A 17,430-nucleotide genomic window follows, 5' to 3' on the forward strand; every position below is an offset into this window, starting at 1 on the left:
GCCCGCCGGGGCCCGGGCGGCCGCCGCGGACTTCCAGCAGGTCACCCTCGCCAAGGGCGAGCCCGAGACGGGCGAGCCCATGTCGCTCGCCGTGCTCCCCGACCGCAGCGTCCTGCACACCTCGCGCGACGGCGAACTGCGCATGACCGACAGCGCCGGCAACACCCGCGTCATCGGCACGATCCCGGTCTACTCGCACGACGAGGAGGGCCTCCAGGGCATCGGCGTCGACCCGGGCTTCAACGAGAACCGGCGCATCTACCTCTACTACGCGCCCCCGCTCGACACCCCCGCGGGCGACGCCCCGAACGACGGCACGGCCGCCGACTTCGCCAAGTACGACGGCGTCAACCGCCTCTCGCGCTTCGTCCTCAAGGCCGACGGCACGCTCGACAACGCCAGCGAGAAGAAGATCCTCGACGTACCGGCCACCCGCGGCATCTGCTGCCACGTCGGCGGCGACATCGACTTCGACGCGCAGGGCAACCTCTACCTGTCGACCGGTGACGACTCCAACCCCTTCGCCTCCGACGGCTTCACCCCCATCGACGAACGCCCCGGCCGCAACCCCGCGTACGACGCCCGCCGCACCTCCGGCAACACCAACGACCTGCGCGGCAAGATCCTGCGCATCAAGGTGAACGACGACGGCTCGTACGCGGTCCCCGAGGGCAACCTCTTCGCTCCGGGCACCGACAAGACGCGCCCCGAGATCTACGCCATGGGCTTCCGCAACCCGTTCCGCTTCAGCGTCGACCAGCAGACCGGCGTCCTGTACGTCGGTGACTACGGCCCCGACGCCGGCGCCGCCGACCCGAAGCGCGGCCCGGCCGGACAGGTCGAGTTCGCCCGCGTCACCAAGCCCGGCAACTTCGGCTGGCCCTTCTGCACCGGCAAGAACGACCCGTACGTCGACTACGACTTCGCGACCAAGGAGTCCGGCGCCGCGTTCGACTGCGGCGCCCCGAAGAACACCTCGCCCTACAACACCGGCCTGACCGACCTGCCGCCCGCCCAGGAGGCGTGGATCCCGTACGACGGCGGATCGCTCCCGGAGTTCGGCAGCGGCTCCGAGTCCCCGATGGGCGGACCCGTCTACCGGTACGACAAGGACTCCGACTCCCCGGTGAAGTTCCCGGAGGCGTACGACGGCGACTTCTTCGCCACGGAGTTCGGCCGCCGCTGGATCAAGCGCGTCGAGCACGACGCCGACGGCACCGTGCGGTCCATCAACCCCGTCCCCTGGACCGGCACCCAGGTCATGGACTCGGCCTTCGGGCCCGACGGCGCGCTGTACGTCCTCGACTACGGCACCGCCTGGTTCGGCGGCGACGAGCACTCCGGCCTCTACCGCATCGAGAACGCCACCGGCGGCCACTCGCCGGTGGCCGAAGCGGCCGCCGACAGGACGTCCGGCCAGGCCCCGCTGCGGGTGAGGTTCTCCTCCGCCGGAACCACGGACTCCGACGGCGACGCCCTGAAGTACTCCTGGGACTTCGGCGACGGAGGCACGTCGACGGCGGCGAACCCGGCGTACACGTACCGGAAGAACGGCACGTACACCGCGACGGTCACCGCCAAGGACGCCACCGGCCGGACCGGGTCGGCGAGCGTGCGGATCGTCGTCGGCAACACCGCCCCCAAGGTGACCCTCGAACTGCCCGGTGACGGACAGCTCTTCACCTTCGGCGACGAGGTGCCCTTCAAGGTGAAGGTCACCGACGCGGAGGACGGCGCCGTCGACTGCTCGAAGGTCAAGGTGTCCCACTTCCTCGGCCACGACAGCCACGGCCACAAGATCACCGAGGCGTTCGGCTGCTCCGGCACCATCAAGACCATCGCCGACGGAGAGCACGACCCGAACGCCAACATCTTCGGCGCCTTCGACGCCGAGTACACCGACAAGGGGGCCGGCGGCCAGGCCCCGCTGACCACCCACGACCAGTCCGTCGCCCAGCCCAAGCACCGCCAGGCCGAGCACTTCTCCACCTCCTCCGGAGTCAAGGTCCACAACAAGACGCCCGCGCACGGCGGCAAGACCGTCGGCGACATCGAGAACGGCGACTGGATCGCCTTCACGCCCTACCGGGTCGGCGACGCCGCCTCCCTGACCGCGCGGATCTCCTCCGGCGGCGCGGGCGGCACCCTCGAAATCCGCACCGGCTCACCCGACGGCAGGCTCATCGGATCGACCGTCGTGCCCGTGACGGGCGGCTGGGAGACCTTCCAGGACGTGACGACCCCCATCAAGCGGCCGCCGGCCGGGACCACCACGCTCTACCTCGTCTTCAAGGGCGGCGGCGGAGCCCTCTACGACATCGACGACTTCACCTTCTCCACGGCGAAGAGCGACGCCACGCCCAAGAAGCGCGTCCTGGTCTTCACCAAGACCGCCGGCTTCCGCCACGACTCCATCGGCGCGGGCGTCACGGCGCTCAAGGAACTGGGCGCGCAGCGCGGCCTGGCCGTCGACGCCACCGAGGAGGCGAAGCAGTTCACCCCCGAGAACCTCGCGCGCTACGCGGCCGTGGCGTTCCTCTCCACCACGGGCGACGTGCTGAACGCCCACCAGCAGACCGTCTTCGAGCAGTACGTCGCCGACGGCGGCGGCTACCTGGGCGTCCACGCGGCGGCCGACACCGAGTACGACTGGAAGTTCTACGGCGGCCTCGTCGGCGCCCACTTCGACTCGCACCCGCAGATCCAGTCGGCCACCGTGCGCGTCGAGGACCACGACCACCCCGCCACCGCGCACCTGGACAGCACCTGGCAGCGCACCGACGAGTGGTACAACTACCGCACCAACCCCCGCGACCAGGCCCGCGTCCTCGCCACCCTCGACGAGACGACGTACACCGGCGGGAACATGAAGGGCGACCACCCGATCGCCTGGTGCCAGCCGTACGAGGGCGGGCGCTCCTTCTACACGGGCGGCGGCCACACCAAGGAGTCGTACGCCGAACCCGCCTTCCGCAAGCACCTGCTCGGCGGGCTGCTCTACGCGACGGGCATCGCCAAGGTCGACTGCAAGCCCGCCAAGGGCCACCGGTCGATCTTCAACGGCGAGACCCGCGAAGGCTGGAAGCAGGCCGGCCCCGGCTCCTTCGAGATCAAGGACGACCGCACGCTGAACTCCGTCGGCGGCATGGGGCTCCTCTGGTACCAGGCCAAGGAGCTCGGGTCCTACTCGCTGAAGCTCGACTGGAGGATGTCGGGCGACGACAACTCCGGCGTCTTCGTGGGCTTCCCCGCCTCCGACGACCCGTGGTCCGCCGTCGCCAAGGGCTACGAGATCCAGATCGACGCGACGGACGCCCCCGACCGCACCACCGGGTCCGTGTACGGCTTCAAGGCGGCGAACACCGCCGCACGGGACGCCGCGCTGAACCCGCCGGGGGAGTGGAACACGTACGAGATCAGGGTCGAGGGGGAACGGCTCCGCGTCTTCCTCAACGGGGTGAAGATCAACGACTTCACCAACACCGACCCGGCGCGCAGCCTGGCACAGGGCCACATCGGCATCCAGAACCACGGCTCCGGTGACCGGGTCGCCTTCCGCAACATCAAGCTGAAGGAGAAGGCGGCGCCCAGCGGCTCGTAGGGCCGCACGAGACCGGCGGCGGGCGGGTGCACGCCGAGCCCCGCCCGCCGTCTTCCACCGTACGAACGCCCCACCGCCCCACCTCTCCACGTCTTCATCTCTCACCGCTCCGGCAGGGAGGCAGCCCGTGACCACCTCATCCCAAGGCACGACGGCGCACACCGAATCGGCACGCACCGGGGTGTGGTTCGTCGGCGCACGCGGCTCCGTCGCCACCACGGCCGTCGCGGGGTGCGCGGCGCTCACCGCGGGCCTGCACGCTCCGGACGGCATGGTCACCGAGACACCGCCGTTCGCCGGCAGCGGCCTGCCCGCGCTGTCCTCGCTGGTCTTCGGCGGCCACGACACGGTGAGCTGCCCCCTGCCCAAACGGGCCGAGGAGCTGGAGGCGGGCGGCGTCCTGCCGCACGGCCTGGCCTCGGCCGTACGCGGCGAACTGGCGGCGGCCGACGCCGAGATCCGGACCGGCGGCCCCCTGCCGGGCGACACGCGCGGCGACGAGGAGCTCATCGGCACGTTCGCCGCGGACCTGCTGGACTTCGCGCGCCGGCGGCGCCTCGACCGGGTCGTGGTCGTCAACGTCGCCTCGACGGAACCCGCCCCGGCAGACCCCGGCACACTGCCGCCCAGCTCCCTCTACGCGGCCGCCGCCCTGCGCGCCGGCTGCCCGTACGTCAACTTCACGCCTTCCACCGGCCTGCGCGCCCCCGCGCTCCGGGACGCCGTCGCGGCCGCCGGCGTTCCGCACACCGGACGGGACGGCAAGACCGGCCAGACGCTGCTCCGCTCCGTACTCGCCCCGATGTTCGTGCAGCGCGCCCTGTCCGTGCGGGCGTGGTCGGGTACGAACCTGCTCGGCGGCGGGGACGGGGCGGCGCTGGCCGACCCGGCCGCCGCGGCGGCCAAGAACGCGGGCAAGAACCGGGTACTGGCCGACGCGCTCGGCACACTGCCGCAGGGAGACGTCCACATCGACGACGTACCGGCGCTCGGCGAGTGGAAAACGGCCTGGGACCACATCGCCTTCGACGGCTTCCTCGGCTCCCGGATGACGTTGCAGACGACCTGGCAGGGCTGCGACTCGGCGCTCGCCGCGCCGCTGGTCCTCGACCTGGCGCGGCTGCTCGCCCGCGCCCACGAGGCCGGCGTCCGCGGCCCGTTGCCCGAACTCGGCTTCTACTTCAAGGACCCGGACGGCGGCGGCCCGGCTGGTCTGGGGGAGCAGTACGGGGTGCTGCTGGCTTTCGCGGCGCGCCTGCGGGCGGCCCGATGAGGCCGTCCGCCCGGCTCGCCGCGTGGGCGCAGCTCCTGCGGGTGTCCGCCCTGTTCACCGTCCCCGGCGACGCGGTGGCGGGCGCGGCGTCCGTCGGTGTGCGGCCCAACCGGGGCACGGCGCTGGCCGTCGGCGCCTCACTGTGCCTGTACGAGGCGGGCATGGCGCTCAACGACTGGGCGGACAGGACCGAGGACGCGGTGGACCGCCCGCACCGCCCGATCCCCTCGGGCCGCGTCACCCCTCGGGCGGCGCTGGTCGCGTCGGGCGCGCTGACGGCGGCGGGCCTCGCGCTGGCCGCCCGCGCGGGCCGGCCGGCGCTGGCGGTGGCCTCGGGGCTCGCCGCCACGATCTGGGCGTACGACCTGCGCCTGAAGCACACGGTGGCTGCTCCCGCCGCCATGGCCGCGGCCCGCTCCCTCGACCTGCTGCTGGGCGCGACGGCGACGGCGGCACGGGCCCGGGTTCCCGCGCGCCTCGCCGCCTCCCGGGGCCGCCGGTCGCCGCTCGGGCCCGACGCGGCGTGGGCAGGCACTCATGACGCGGCTCGCCAGGCGCGGCACCGGGGGACCGAACCGTCACCGGAAGGCGTGCGGACGGCGGATCACCGCTCGCCCGCGGCGAACCCGGCTCGTCCGGCGTCCGTCGACCGGGGTCCGGAGCGAATCTTGGGCGAGCGCAGCGGCGGGGCGAGAAACGCTGTCCACGGGACACGGCCCACCCATGACGGCCGCGATGCCCGCGATGCACGGCCCACCCCCGGACGCGACGCACTGGCCGCCGCGACCGTGCTCGGCGCGCACACCTACGCCGTCACGGCGGTCTCGCGCCGGGAAACACAGGGCGGCTCCACCGGAGCGCCTCTCGCCGCCCTCGCGGCAGCCGCCGTGCTGGCCTTCCTGACCGCCCGCAGCCGTCCCGGCGGCGCGGGCGCCGTCGAGCCGCCCCGGGGAACCGGTGGAGCACCCGTGCCGGCCACCCGGCGACCACGCGGCCGCCACCGGGCGCACGGCGTCGCCGCCCACCTCGCGACCCCCGCCGGCCTGGCGGCCGCCGCCTACCTCCGCACGGCGGGCAAGCCGCTGCTCCACGCCGCGCTCAACCCCTCGCCGCCGCTCACCCAACGGGCCGTCGGCGGCGGGATCCGCGCCATGATCCCGCTGCAGGCCGCCCTCGCCGCCCGCAGCGGCGCGGTCGGGGCCGGGGCGGCGCTCCTGGGGCTCGTACCCGTCGCCCGCAAGCTGTCGCGAAAGGTGAGCCCCACATGACCGGCACCCGCGCACACCAGTCCGGCCCGGCCCCCGCAGGCCTGTCCCGTTCCGCCCCCGGTTCCCTCCGCTTCGGCTACGGGACCAACGGACTCACCGACCTGCGGCTCGACGACGCCCTGACCCTGCTGGCGGACCTCGGGTACGACGGCGTCGGGCTCACCCTCGACCACATGCATCTGGACCCGCTGGCCCCCGGGCTGGCGGCCCGTACGGCCCAGGTGGCCGCGAGGCTATCGCGGCTCGGTCTGGGCGTGACCGTCGAGACCGGCGCGCGGTACGTCCTCGACCCCCGCCGCAAACACGGGCCGTCGCTGCTCGATCCGGACCCGGCCGCCCGTGCCGCCCGCGTCGCACTGCTCGTCACGGCCGTACGCGTCGCCGCCGATCTGGGCGCCCACGCCGTGCACTGCTTCAGCGGCGTCACCCCGGCGGGCACCACGCCCGGGACCGCCTGGCAGCGGCTGACCGACGCGCTCGCCCCCGTCCTCGACGCGGCAGCGGACGCCGGCGTACCGCTCGCCGTCGAACCCGAACCCGGTCACCTCCTCGCCACCCTCGCCGACTTCCACCACCTGCGTCGCGCGCTCGGCGACCCGGCCCCCCTGGGCCTCACCCTCGACATCGGCCACTGCCAGTGCCTGGAACCGTCCCCGCCCGCCGACTGCGTACGGGAAGCGGCTCCGTGGCTGCGGCACGTCCAGATCGAGGACATGCGCCGGGGTGTGCACGAGCACCTGCCGTTCGGCGAAGGCGAGATCGACTTCCCGCCGGTACTGGAGGCCCTCGCCGCCACCGGCTACCAGGGCCTGACGGTCGTCGAACTCCCCCGCCACTCGCACGCCGGCCCCGAGCTGGCCGCGCGGTCCATCGAATTCCTGCGCACGGCCCGGCCCACCGCACCGCTTCTCCCGGCAGGAGGCGACGCACGGTGCTGACCGAACTGACGAACGGCGCACCGCCCAGCACCCTCCAAGCCGCACTCGAAGGACACCTGGCAGGAGCGGCCCGCGCCTGGCTCCACGAGGCCCTGGCAGAAGCCGAGTCCCACGCCGCCACCCGGGCGGCGCCCACGGGGGAGAGCCCCGCGCCGACGGGGGTGGCCGAGCCTATGGGGGATGCCGCGCCGATGGGGGAGGGGCCCGCACCCACGGGGCAGACCGCACCCACCGGGCAGACCGCGCCGACGGGGGAGGGGCCCGCACCCACAGGGCAGACCACGCCGACGGGGGAGGCCGCGTCGACCGGGGAGGCCGCGTCGACCGGGGAGGCCGCGTCGACGGGCGAGGAAGGCTCGCCCACCGGGCGGACCGATCCGCAGGGGCAAACCCCGCCCACCGGGAAGACCGCGCCGAGGGAGGAGGCCGCGTCGACGGGCGAGGAGGGCTCGCCCATCGGGCGGACCGATCCGCAGGGAAAGGTCGCGCCTAGCGGGCAAGTCGCGCCGAGGGGGGAGGCCGCGTCGACGGGCGAGGAGGGCTCGCCCACCGGGCGGACCGATCCGCAGGGACAGTCCGCCCTGGCCGGGCGGGCCGATCCGCAGCGGCAGCCCCGGCCCACGGGGCAGGCCGCCCCGACGGGGGAGCGGGGCCCGACCAGCGGGCCGGCAGACCCGCAGGGGCGGGCAACGCCGACCGGGGACCACGCCGCTGCCCACACCGCGCCCACGGAGGAGTGCCTGCCGACCGTGCAGGCCGTGCCGACCGTACATGCCGTGCCCGGGGACGGAAGCCCGCCGATCGCCCAGGTTCCGCCCAACGGGCAGCACGTCCCGCCAGCCGGGCAGCACGCCCTGCCCACCCGGCAGCACACCCCGCCCAGCGGGTCCCTGCCCGTCTGGGAGCTTCGCTTCGCCGAAGCCGGGCGTCAGTGCCGTCCCGCACCCTCCGGCCCGTCCGGCCCGGAGCACCGGGCCGGCCCGGACGATGCCGAGGATCTGGCCGCCGCCGCCCGCGTTCTCCTGCTGCACGCCGTACGAGCCGGCCACGGCACCGCCGGCCGTCTCTACGCGCACGGCACCGCCGCCGAACGCCGGGCCGTCCTGCTGGCCCTGCCGCACCTGGGCACGCTGACGCCCCTCGGTTCCGCGCTCCCGCTCGTCGAAGACGCCCTGCGCACCAATGACACCCGCCTGGTCGCCGCCGCGGTCGGCCCGTACGCCGCCGAGCACCTCGACCAGCACGCCTGGCGGCACGCCGTCCTCAAGTGCCTGTTCACCGGCGTGCCGGTGGACGCGGTCGACCGCCTGTCGTCGCGCGCCCGGGCCGACGCCGAACTGGCCCGGATGCTCCGCGACTACGCGGCGGAACGCACCGCCGCGGGCCGCCCCGTACCGGACGATCTCCACCGCGTCCTCGCCCTCACGGCCCACCCGGACACCACGGCCCCCGGCAGCCTCACCGCGCGTCCGGACACCACGGCCCGCCCGGAGCCCACGGCCGCCCCCACAGAGGAGTCCTGATGCGCATCTTCGACCCCCACATCCACATGACCTCCCGCACCACGGACGACTACGAGGCGATGTACGCAGCCGGAGTGCGCGCCGTCGTCGAGCCGTCCTTCTGGCTGGGCCAGCCCCGCACCTCGCCCGCCAGCTTCTTCGACTACTTCGACGCACTCCTCGGCTGGGAGCCGTTCCGCGCCTCCCAGTACGGCATCGCCCACCACTGCACCCTCGCGCTCAACCCCAAAGAGGCGAACGACCCCCGCTGCACCCCCGTTCTCGACGCGCTTCCCCGCTACCTCGTCAAGGACTCTGTCGTCGCCGTCGGCGAGATCGGCTACGACTCCATGACCCCCGCCGAGGACACCGCCCTCGCCGCCCAGCTCCAGCTCGCCGCCGACCACGGGCTGCCCGCCCTCGTCCACACCCCGCACCGCGACAAGCTCGCCGGTCTGCACCGCACCGTCGACGTCATCCGTGAATCGAACCTCCCCCCGGAGCGCGTCCTCCTCGACCACCTCAACGAGACAACCGTAAAGGCCGCCACTGACAGCGGCTGCTGGCTCGGCTTCTCCATCTACCCCGACACCAAGATGGACGAGGACCGCATGGTCGCCGTCATCAAGGACCACGGCACCGAGAAGGTGCTGGTCAACTCCGCCGCCGACTGGGGGAAGAGCGACCCGCTCAAGACCCGGAAGGTCGGTGACGCCCTGCTCGCCGCCGGCTTCACCGAGGACGACGTCGACCAGGTCCTGTGGCGCAACCCCGTCGCCTTCTACGGTCTCAGCGGCCGGCTGCGGCTCGACGTCTCCGACGCCCCCGCCCCGCTCCACGAGGGCAATTCCGTCCTCCGCGGCGGGGAATGAGGGGGAGGGACGCCCACCATGCGCTTCCGGCACCCCGACGGTTCGACCGTCCACCTCGCGTACTGCACGAACGTCCACCCCGCCGAGACCCTCGACGGCGTACGCGCACAGCTGCGCGACCACTGCGAGCCCGTCCGCAGACGCCTCGGCCGCGACCGCCTCGGCATCGGACTGTGGCTCGCCAGGGACGCCGCCCGCGCACTCATCACCGACCCGGCGGCCCTGCGCGGCCTGCGCGCCGAACTGGACCGGCGCGGACTGGAGGTCGTCACCCTCAACGGCTTCCCGTACGCGGGCTTCGGCGCCGAGGAGGTCAAGTACCGGGTGTACCGCCCCGACTGGACCGAGGCCCCCCGGCTCGACCACACCACCGACCTCGCCCACCTCCTCGCCGCACTGCTGCCCGACGACGTCACCGAGGGCACCGTCTCCACCCTCCCCCTCGCCTGGCGCGTCCCCTTCGGCAAGGCCGCCGCCGAGGCCGCCCGCGCGGCGCTCACCACGCTCGCCGAACGCCTGGACGCCCTGGAGGAGCTGACGGGCAAGTCCGTCCGCATCGGCCTCGAACCCGAGCCGGGCTGCACGATCGAGAGCACCGCCGACGCCATCGGCCCCCTCACCGCCCTCGCCACCCCGCGCATCGGGGTCTGCGTCGACACCTGCCACCTCGCCACCTCCTTCGAGGACCCGGCCACCGCCCTCGCCGCGCTCACCGCCGCCGGAATCACCGTCCCCAAGGCGCAGCTTTCCGCCGCCCTGCACGCCGAACACCCCCACCTCCCCGAAGTACGCGAAGCCCTGGCCGCGTTCGCCGAACCGCGCTTCCTCCACCAGACCCGCACCCGCACCGCGGCCGGACTGCGCGGCACCGACGACCTAGGCGAGGCCCTCATCCCGGAAACGCTTCCCGACGGGGCACCCTGGCGCGCCCACTTCCACGTCCCCCTGCACGCCCCGCCCGCCCCGCCGCTCACCTCCACCCTCCCGGTCCTCCAGGACGCCCTCGCCCATCTGGTCGGCGGGCCCGCCCCGCTCACCCGGCACCTGGAGGTCGAGACGTACACCTGGCAGGCACTGCCGCCCGAGCTGCGCCCCCGCAACCGCAACCAGCTCGCCGACGGAATCGCCGCCGAACTCACCCTCGCCCGCGACCTCCTGGTCGACCTCGGCCTCAAGGAGCTGCCGTGACGCACCCAGGCACCACCGGCGCCCGCCCCACCCCCCTGCTCGTCCTGGACGTCGTGGGGCTCACCCCCCGGCTCCTCGCCCACATGCCGCACCTCGCACGGCTGGCCGATTCCGGCTCGCAGGCGCCGCTCGGCACCGTCCTGCCCGCCGTCACCTGCGCCGCCCAGTCGACGTTCCTCACCGGGACCACCCCCGCCGAGCACGGCATCGTCGGCAACGGCTGGTACTTCCGCGAACTCGGCGAAGTGCTTCTGTGGCGCCAGCACAACGGCCTCGTCGCCGGCGACAAGATCTGGGACGCGGCCCGCCGCGCCCACCCCGGCTACACCGTCGCCAACATCTGCTGGTGGTACGCCATGGGCGCGGACACCGACTACACCGTCACACCGCGCCCCGTCTACTACGCCGACGGGCGCAAGGAACCCGACTGCTACACCCGGCCCCCGTCCCTCCACGACGAACTCACCGAGAAGTACGGCACGTTCCCCCTGTTCCACTTCTGGGGCCCCGGCGCCGACCTCGTCTCCTCGCAGTGGATCATCGACGCCACCCGCCACATCCTGCGCACCCGCGAACCCGACCTGGCGCTGTGCTACCTCCCCCACCTCGACTACGACCTCCAGCGCTACGGACCCGACGATCCGCGCTCCCACCGCGCCGCCGCCGACCTCGACGCCGCCCTCGCGCCGCTGCTCGACGACGCGAAGGCCCAAGGCCGTACGGTCGTCGCGCTCTCCGAGTACGGCATCACCCGTGTCTCCCGGCCCGTTGACATCAACCGGGCCCTGCGGCGCGCGGGGCTCGTCGAGGTCCACACCCAGGACGGCATGGAGTACCTCGACCCCACGACCTCACGGGCGTTCGCCGTCGCCGACCACCAGCTGGCGCACGTGTACGTACGCCGCCCCGAGGACCTGGCGGCGACCCGCGCGGCACTCGCGGACCTCGACGGCGTCGCCGAACTCCTCGACGACGAGGGCAAGAAGAGGCACGGACTCGACCACCCCCGCTCCGGTGAACTCGTCGCCGTCGCCGAACCCGACGCCTGGTTCACGTACTACTACTGGCTCGACGACGCGAAGGCCCCCGACTTCGCCCGGCTCGTCGAGATCCACCGCAAGCCCGGCTACGACCCCGCCGAACTGTTCATGGACCCCCTCGACCCGTACGTACGCGTCAAGGCGGCCAAGGCCCTCGCCCGCAAGAAACTCGGCATGCGCTACCGCATGGCGGTCGTGCCCCTCGACCCCTCACCCGTCCGAGGCAGCCACGGCCGCCTCCCCGAGTGCGACGAAGACGGTCCGCTCATCCTGTGCTCCACCCCCCGCGCCGTCGGTGACCGCGTCGCGGCCACCGATGTGAAAGCCCTGCTCCTCCAGCTTGCCGGACTGCACTGACAAGAGCCCTGACGAAGGAGTTCCACCCGTGCGACCCATGAGCCGCAAGACGACCACCACCGACCCCGAGCTCACCCACAAGCTCTCCCGCCGCGGCATGCTCGGCGTGGCCGCCGGGGCCACCGCCGCGGCCCTCCTGGGAGCCACGGCGCCCACGGCGGCGGCCCAGGGCACCGGCCGCGGCCGCCCTGTCCTGCCGCCCGGCCGCCTCGGCATCCAGCTCTACTCCCTGCGCGACAAGGTCTCCACCCTCGGCTTCGCGAAGGTCTTCGCCGAGCTGGAGCGCTTCGGCTACGACGAGGTCGAGTACGCCGGCTACACCCAGGGCTCCGCGGGCGCCATCACCCTGGCCCAGCTCCGGAAGCTCACCCGCGACCACGGCCTGCGCGGCATAGGCAGCCACGTCGGCTACTACTCCGACGGCGACCCCGGCGCGTACACCTTCGCCCAGAACCTCACCAAGGTCCTCGACGACGCCCAGGCCCTCGGCCTCAAGCACATCGGCACCGCCTCAGGACCCTGGCGCTACGGAGCGACCGTCGACGGCTGGAAGCGGGCCGCCGAGGACTTCAACACGTACGGGGCGGCGGCGAAGGCGCGCGGCATGAAGTTCTACCAGCACAACCACGCCGAGGAGTTCTCCTTCGCGACCGACCGGCCCGACATCCGCCTCTACGACGTACTCCTCGCCGAGACCGACCCCGACCTGGTGTACCTGGAGATGGACATCTACTGGGCGTACGCGGCCCAGTTCCGCTTCGGCCGGCGCGCCGACGGCACCCCGGCCCCCTTCGACCCCCTCGACTACGTACTGGAGCAGCCCGACCGCTACCCGCTCTTCCACGTGAAGGACGGCGAGCACGACGCGTCCGCCCGGGACGGCTACCGGATGGTGGACGTCGGGGACGGGGACATCGACTACAAGCGGTTCATCTCGGCTGTGTCGAAGACCCGCGGCGGGCGCCGCGACCACCACTGGCAGGCGGAGCACGACAACCCGGTCGAGTCGTTCGCCTTCGCCCGCAAGTCCAGCGCCCACCTGCACTCACTGCGCGAGAAGGACTGCTGAGGGCAGTCGCCGTCAGACCGCGTCGCGGCTGACCGGCCGCGGGTTCGGCTCGATATGCCGGGCCCGCGGCCGCCCGGCGGATCCGAGGCGCCCTTACAGGCGGGGGACCGCCCCGGCCCACGTGACGTGGCACACAGTCGCGCCGGCCGGGTACGGCCACGCCGTACGCGTCACTGAGGTCCGTACGGGCCCCCCTTGTGCGGCTCTGACAGCCGCCTCGGGGCCCGGCCGCCGTGAAGGCCAACCACACTCCACGAACGCCATGCGTGAACAGGCGGCGACGTGCTGTGACGGCAGTGCCCCGGAGCCGGCCCGGTCGCTCCGTCCCGGGCCCGCCACACGCCCTGACCACGTAATACGCAGGTGAAACCCACACCGAACCCCTGGTATTGTTTTCCATGTCGCCGCGGGAAACCGGGGCCGACCACCTGGTCCGGGTGGCGGAATGGCAGACGCGCTAGCTTGAGGTGCTAGTGCCCTTTATCGGGCGTGGGGGTTCAAGTCCCCCCTCGGACACCAGCAACACCAGCAAGTGGAGACCCCAGTCGATCTGGGGTCTTCTTGCGTTTCACCCCCCCCGCCTCCTCGCCGATGAGTTTGCGGCCGCCGGGCGGTCTTCATGGGTAAACGTCCACGCATGCGCCGGAGGTACCGATGGCCGCCAAGGGATTCACCACCTGTCTGTGGTTCGACGACCGGGCCGAGGAGGCCGCGAACCACTACGTCTCGATCTTCAAGGACTCCCGCCTCGGCAGGATCACCCGCTACAACGAGGCCGGCCCGGGGGAGGCCGGCACGGTCATGACCGTCGATTTCGAAGCCAACGGGCAGCGGTTCGTGGCGCTGAACGGCGGTCCGCGGTTCACCTTCGACGAGGCCGTCTCGTTCCAGATCCTCTGCGACGACCAGGACGAGCTGGACCACTACTGGGACCGGCTCGTCGAAGGCGGCTCCGGTACGGCCTGCGGCTGGCTCAGGGACAAGTTCGGGGTGTCCTGGCAGGTCGTTCCCGCCGGGCTCGTCGAGCTGATCAGCGACATCGACCCGGAGAAGGCGAAGCGGACCACCGAGGCGATGCTGTCGATGGTCAAGTTCGACATCGCCGCACTCCAGAGGGCCCACGCGGGGGAGTAGTCCCGGCCGCCGGCGGTGTCATCGCGGTGCGGTGAGGCCCCGCATCCACCTTTCCACCTCGGACGAGGTGCGGGGCAGGCCCGCCGACAGGTTCTCGTTGCCGTCGGCGGTCACGAGGATGTCGTCCTCGATGCGTACGCCGATGCCCCGGTACTCCGCCGGCACCGTCAGGTCGTCCGGCTGGAAGTACAGACCCGGTTCGACGGTCAGCACCATGCCCGGCAGGAGCGTTCCTTCGACGTACGACTCCCTGCGGGCGGTCGCGCAGTCGTGGACGTCGAGTCCCAGCATGTGACCCGTGCCGGCCATGGTGAAGCGGCGCTGGAGCCCGAGGTCGTGGACACGCTCGGCGGGGCCCTCCAGCAGGCCCCACTCGACCAGCTTCTCCGCCAGGCGCCGCTGCGCCGCGTCGTGGAAGTCCCGGTAGCGCGCGCCGGGGCGCACGGCGTCGATGCCGGCCTGCTGGGCCTCGTACACCGCGTCGTAGATCCGGCGCTGGAGCGGGGTGAAGACGCCGTCGATCGGCAGGGTGCGGGTGACGTCGGCGGTGTAGAGGGTCCGGGTCTCCACACCCGCGTCGAGAAGAAGCAGGTCGCCGGGGCGCACCTCGCCGTCGTTGCGCACCCAGTGCATGATCGTGGCGTGCTCGCCCGCCGCGCAGATGGAGCCGTAGCCGACGTCGTTGCCCTCCAGGCGGGCGCGGCGGTAGAAGGTCCCCTCGATCCACCGTTCGGACGTGGCCACGGCGGTGGCCAGCTCCCGCACCACGTCGGTGAAGCCGCGCACCGTCGCGTCGCACGCCTTGCGCAGCTCCCCGATCTCCCACTCGTCCTTGACCAGGCGCAGCTCGGACAGAGCGGTCTGCAACTCGGTGTCGAGCTTCTCGTCCGTGTCCAGCGCCGCCTCCAGGCCCGCGTCGTGGCCGCGCACCACGCGGGTGGTGACGGCCGGGTCGGCGGCGGCCGCGGCGCGCAGTTCGCGGGCGGCCGCGCGCACGTCCCGGCAGGGCAGCCCCAGCAGTACCTCGGCCTCGGCCAGGCTGTTCCTGCGGCCGACCCACAGCTCACCCTTGGCGGCGTCCCGCCAGAACTCGCCACTCTCCCGGTCTGACCGGGGCAGCAGGTACGCGGTCGCCTCGTGGCCGCCCTCCGGCAGCGGTTCCAGTACCAGCGCCGCGTCCTCGCTCTGGTCCCCGGTGAGGTGCACGTACTCGCTGGAGGGCCGGAAGGGGTAGTGACTGTCGTTGGCCCGTACCTTGAGGTTCCCGGCGGGGATCACCAGCCGCTCGCCGGGGAAGCGGGCGGACAGCGCGGCGCGGCGCTCGGCCGCGTACGGGCTCTGTTCCGCCGGTACGAGGTCGCGCCGCTCGGTGTCCGCCCAGCCGCGCTTCATGAGCGCGGCCAGTTCGTCGGAGACGGTCGGACTGAGGCTGTTGATGCGGTCCTTGAACACGTGCGGTCCTCTTCCCTGTCGCTCGCTTCTGGTCGCTGGGTTGCTGGGTTCTGGTCGCTGGGTTCTGGTCGCGGGGATCTGGGCCTGGTTCTGGTCGCGCGTGGTGCGGGATTCAGCGTAGAGACCCTTGGCGCGAAAGGGAACATGTGACATTGTACTGGCGTGAGTAGCCAACTGACCTGCGATGTCGTGGTGGTTGGGGCCGGAATGGTGGGTGCTGCCTGCGCCTTCTACGCGGCCCGGAGGGGCTTGCGCACCGTGCTCGTCGACCGGGGGCCGGTGGCCGGCGGCACCACGGGGGCGGGCGAGGGAAACCTGCTGGTGTCCGACAAGGAGCCGGGGCCGGAGCTGGAACTGGCTCTGCTCTCATTGAAGTTGTGGCGCCGGCTCGTCGCGGAGGATCCGGGTCTGCGTGCGGCCGTCGAGTACGAGGCCAAAGGCGGGCTCGTGGTGGGTACGGAGTACGCCGGGCTCGCCGCGCTCGAAGAGTTCGCCGCACGGCAGCGTGCGGGCGGGGTGGAGGCGACGGGTGTGGACGCGAGTGAACTGCGCTCCCTCGAACCACACTTGGCAGGCGGACTTGCGGGAGGCGTGTTCTACCCGCAGGACTGCCAGGTGATGCCCGCCCTCGCCGCCGCGCGTCTCGTGCGGGAGGCGCGACGGGCGGGCGCTGTGTTGCGTACGGGGGAAGTCGTGACCGGGGTGCGGCGGGCCGCCGGCGGCGGGCGCGTGCTCGGCGTACGCACCAGCCGGGGGGACATTCACGCGCCGGCCGTCGTCAATGCCGCCGGGACGTGGGGCGGTGAGGTCGCCGCGCTCGCGGGGGCGCACCTTCCGGTCCTCCCGCGGCGCGGTTTCGTGCTCGTCACCGAACCGCTGCCGCCCCGGACCGTCCGGCACAAGGTGTACTCCGCGGATTACGTCGCCGACGTGGCCAGCGACTCGGCCGGGCTCCAGACGTCGGCGGTGGTCGAGGGGACGGCCGCCGGACCCGTGCTGATCGGCGCGAGTCGGGAGCGGGTCGGTTTCGACCGCACGTTCTCGCTGCCGGTGGCGCGGCGGCTCGCGGCGCAGGCGGTCGCGCTCTTCCCGGCGCTGGGCCGGGTCAGCGCCCTGCGCTGCTACCTCGGGTTCCGGCCCTACCTGCCCGACCACCTGCCGGCGATCGGCCCCGACCCGCGGGTGCCGGGCCTGCACCACGCCTGCGGGCACGAGGGGGCGGGCATCGGACTCGCCACGGGTACGGGGTACCTGGTCGCCCAGGGGCTCACGGGTGAGACGCCGGAGCTGGACCTCGCGGCGTTCCGGGGGGACCGGTTCTGTGGTGACGCCTTCAGGGAGGAGTGCCGGTGAGGGCACGTCGTGACGGGGCCGCCCGTGGTCCCACGCCGCTGCGGCTCGTACGGGCGCGGCCCGAGCCCGGCTTCGAGGTCACGCTCGACGGGCGGCCCCTGCGGGCCCTGCCCGGGCGGACCGTCGCCGCCGTGCTGTGGGAGGCGGGCGTCACCGCGTGGCGCACCACGCGGGACGGAGGACGGCCGCGCGGGGTGTTCTGCGGCATCGGGGTGTGTTTCGACTGCCTCGTGACCGTCAACGGCCGCCCCAATGTGCGGGCTTGCCTGGTGACGGTGTCGGCGGGCGATGTCATCCGGACTCAGGAAGGGGTGGGTGGGGGTGGCGAGGAGTAGGGCTCGGGATGCGGGTGCGGGTGCGGGTGCGGGTGCGGGTGCGGGTGC

Annotated in this window: 13 protein-coding genes and 1 tRNA gene; 13 read left to right on the top strand and 1 reads right to left on the bottom strand. The window is 73.1% G+C overall.

What is annotated here, in order from left to right:
• The 11 genes from ACWGH0_RS04115 to ACWGH0_RS04165 form a co-directional block, all read left to right on the top strand.
• The coding region (locus ACWGH0_RS04115) for a ThuA domain-containing protein (protein ID WP_453402566.1) at positions 1-3,601 on the top strand (3,601 nt) is incomplete at its 5' end.
• Positions 3,602-3,728: 127 nt separating this feature from the next.
• Positions 3,729-4,874 (top strand): inositol-3-phosphate synthase, encoded by a 1,146-nt coding sequence (locus ACWGH0_RS04120; RefSeq protein ID WP_453402567.1) that lies wholly within the window; start codon positions 3,729-3,731, stop codon positions 4,872-4,874.
• Entirely contained in the window at positions 4,871-6,142 is a 1,272-nt protein-coding gene (locus ACWGH0_RS04125; protein WP_453402568.1) for a UbiA family prenyltransferase, read from the top strand. The genes ACWGH0_RS04120 and ACWGH0_RS04125 overlap by 4 nt, the downstream gene beginning before the upstream one ends.
• Positions 6,139-7,080: a sugar phosphate isomerase/epimerase family protein gene (locus tag ACWGH0_RS04130; RefSeq protein ID WP_453402569.1), complete on the top strand. Its 942-nt coding sequence runs from the start codon at positions 6,139-6,141 to the stop codon at positions 7,078-7,080. Before ACWGH0_RS04125 ends, ACWGH0_RS04130 begins: the two co-directional genes overlap by 4 nt.
• An 800-nt stretch (positions 7,081-7,880) precedes the next feature.
• Positions 7,881-8,603 (top strand): EboA domain-containing protein, encoded by a 723-nt coding sequence (locus ACWGH0_RS04135; RefSeq protein ID WP_453402701.1) that lies wholly within the window; start codon positions 7,881-7,883, stop codon positions 8,601-8,603.
• Positions 8,603-9,454 carry a TatD family hydrolase gene (locus ACWGH0_RS04140; RefSeq protein ID WP_453402570.1) on the top strand — a complete coding sequence of 284 codons (852 nt, stop codon included), beginning with the start codon at positions 8,603-8,605 and terminating at the stop codon, positions 9,452-9,454. The genes ACWGH0_RS04135 and ACWGH0_RS04140 overlap by 1 nt, the downstream gene beginning before the upstream one ends.
• An 18-nt stretch (positions 9,455-9,472) precedes the next feature.
• A complete protein-coding gene (gene eboE / locus ACWGH0_RS04145; protein WP_453402571.1) occupies positions 9,473-10,642 on the top strand; it encodes a metabolite traffic protein EboE in 1,170 nt (389 codons plus the stop codon).
• Positions 10,639-12,039: an alkaline phosphatase family protein gene (locus ACWGH0_RS04150; protein ID WP_453402572.1), complete on the top strand. Its 1,401-nt coding sequence runs from the start codon at positions 10,639-10,641 to the stop codon at positions 12,037-12,039. The genes eboE and ACWGH0_RS04150 overlap by 4 nt, the downstream gene beginning before the upstream one ends.
• A gap of 37 nt (positions 12,040-12,076) precedes the next feature.
• A complete protein-coding gene (locus ACWGH0_RS04155; protein WP_453402702.1) occupies positions 12,077-13,108 on the top strand; it encodes a sugar phosphate isomerase/epimerase family protein in 1,032 nt (343 codons plus the stop codon).
• Between the two features lie 431 nt (positions 13,109-13,539).
• Positions 13,540-13,627 (top strand) — tRNA-Leu (locus tag ACWGH0_RS04160).
• A gap of 135 nt (positions 13,628-13,762) precedes the next feature.
• The gene (locus tag ACWGH0_RS04165; RefSeq protein ID WP_453402573.1) at positions 13,763-14,242 is read left to right on the top strand and encodes a VOC family protein; all 480 of its coding nucleotides are present in this window, start codon (positions 13,763-13,765) and stop codon (positions 14,240-14,242) included.
• 18 nt (positions 14,243-14,260) lie between these two features.
• Here the strand turns inward: ACWGH0_RS04165 and ACWGH0_RS04170 are convergent, their stop codons facing one another.
• Positions 14,261-15,634, bottom strand: coding sequence for an aminopeptidase P family protein (locus ACWGH0_RS04170; RefSeq protein ID WP_453402703.1), 1,374 nt, complete (start codon positions 15,632-15,634; stop codon positions 14,261-14,263).
• Between the two features lie 222 nt (positions 15,635-15,856).
• Between ACWGH0_RS04170 and ACWGH0_RS04175 the strand changes: the two genes are divergently transcribed.
• Both ACWGH0_RS04175 and ACWGH0_RS04180 read left to right on the top strand, forming a co-directional pair.
• Positions 15,857-17,047: an NAD(P)/FAD-dependent oxidoreductase gene (locus ACWGH0_RS04175; protein ID WP_453402574.1), complete on the top strand. Its 1,191-nt coding sequence runs from the start codon at positions 15,857-15,859 to the stop codon at positions 17,045-17,047.
• Positions 17,044-17,382: a (2Fe-2S)-binding protein gene (locus ACWGH0_RS04180; protein WP_453402575.1), complete on the top strand. Its 339-nt coding sequence runs from the start codon at positions 17,044-17,046 to the stop codon at positions 17,380-17,382. Before ACWGH0_RS04175 ends, ACWGH0_RS04180 begins: the two co-directional genes overlap by 4 nt.
• Positions 17,383-17,430: the final 48 nt, after the last annotated feature.

Source organism: Streptomyces sp. NPDC054887, from assembly GCF_053610585.1.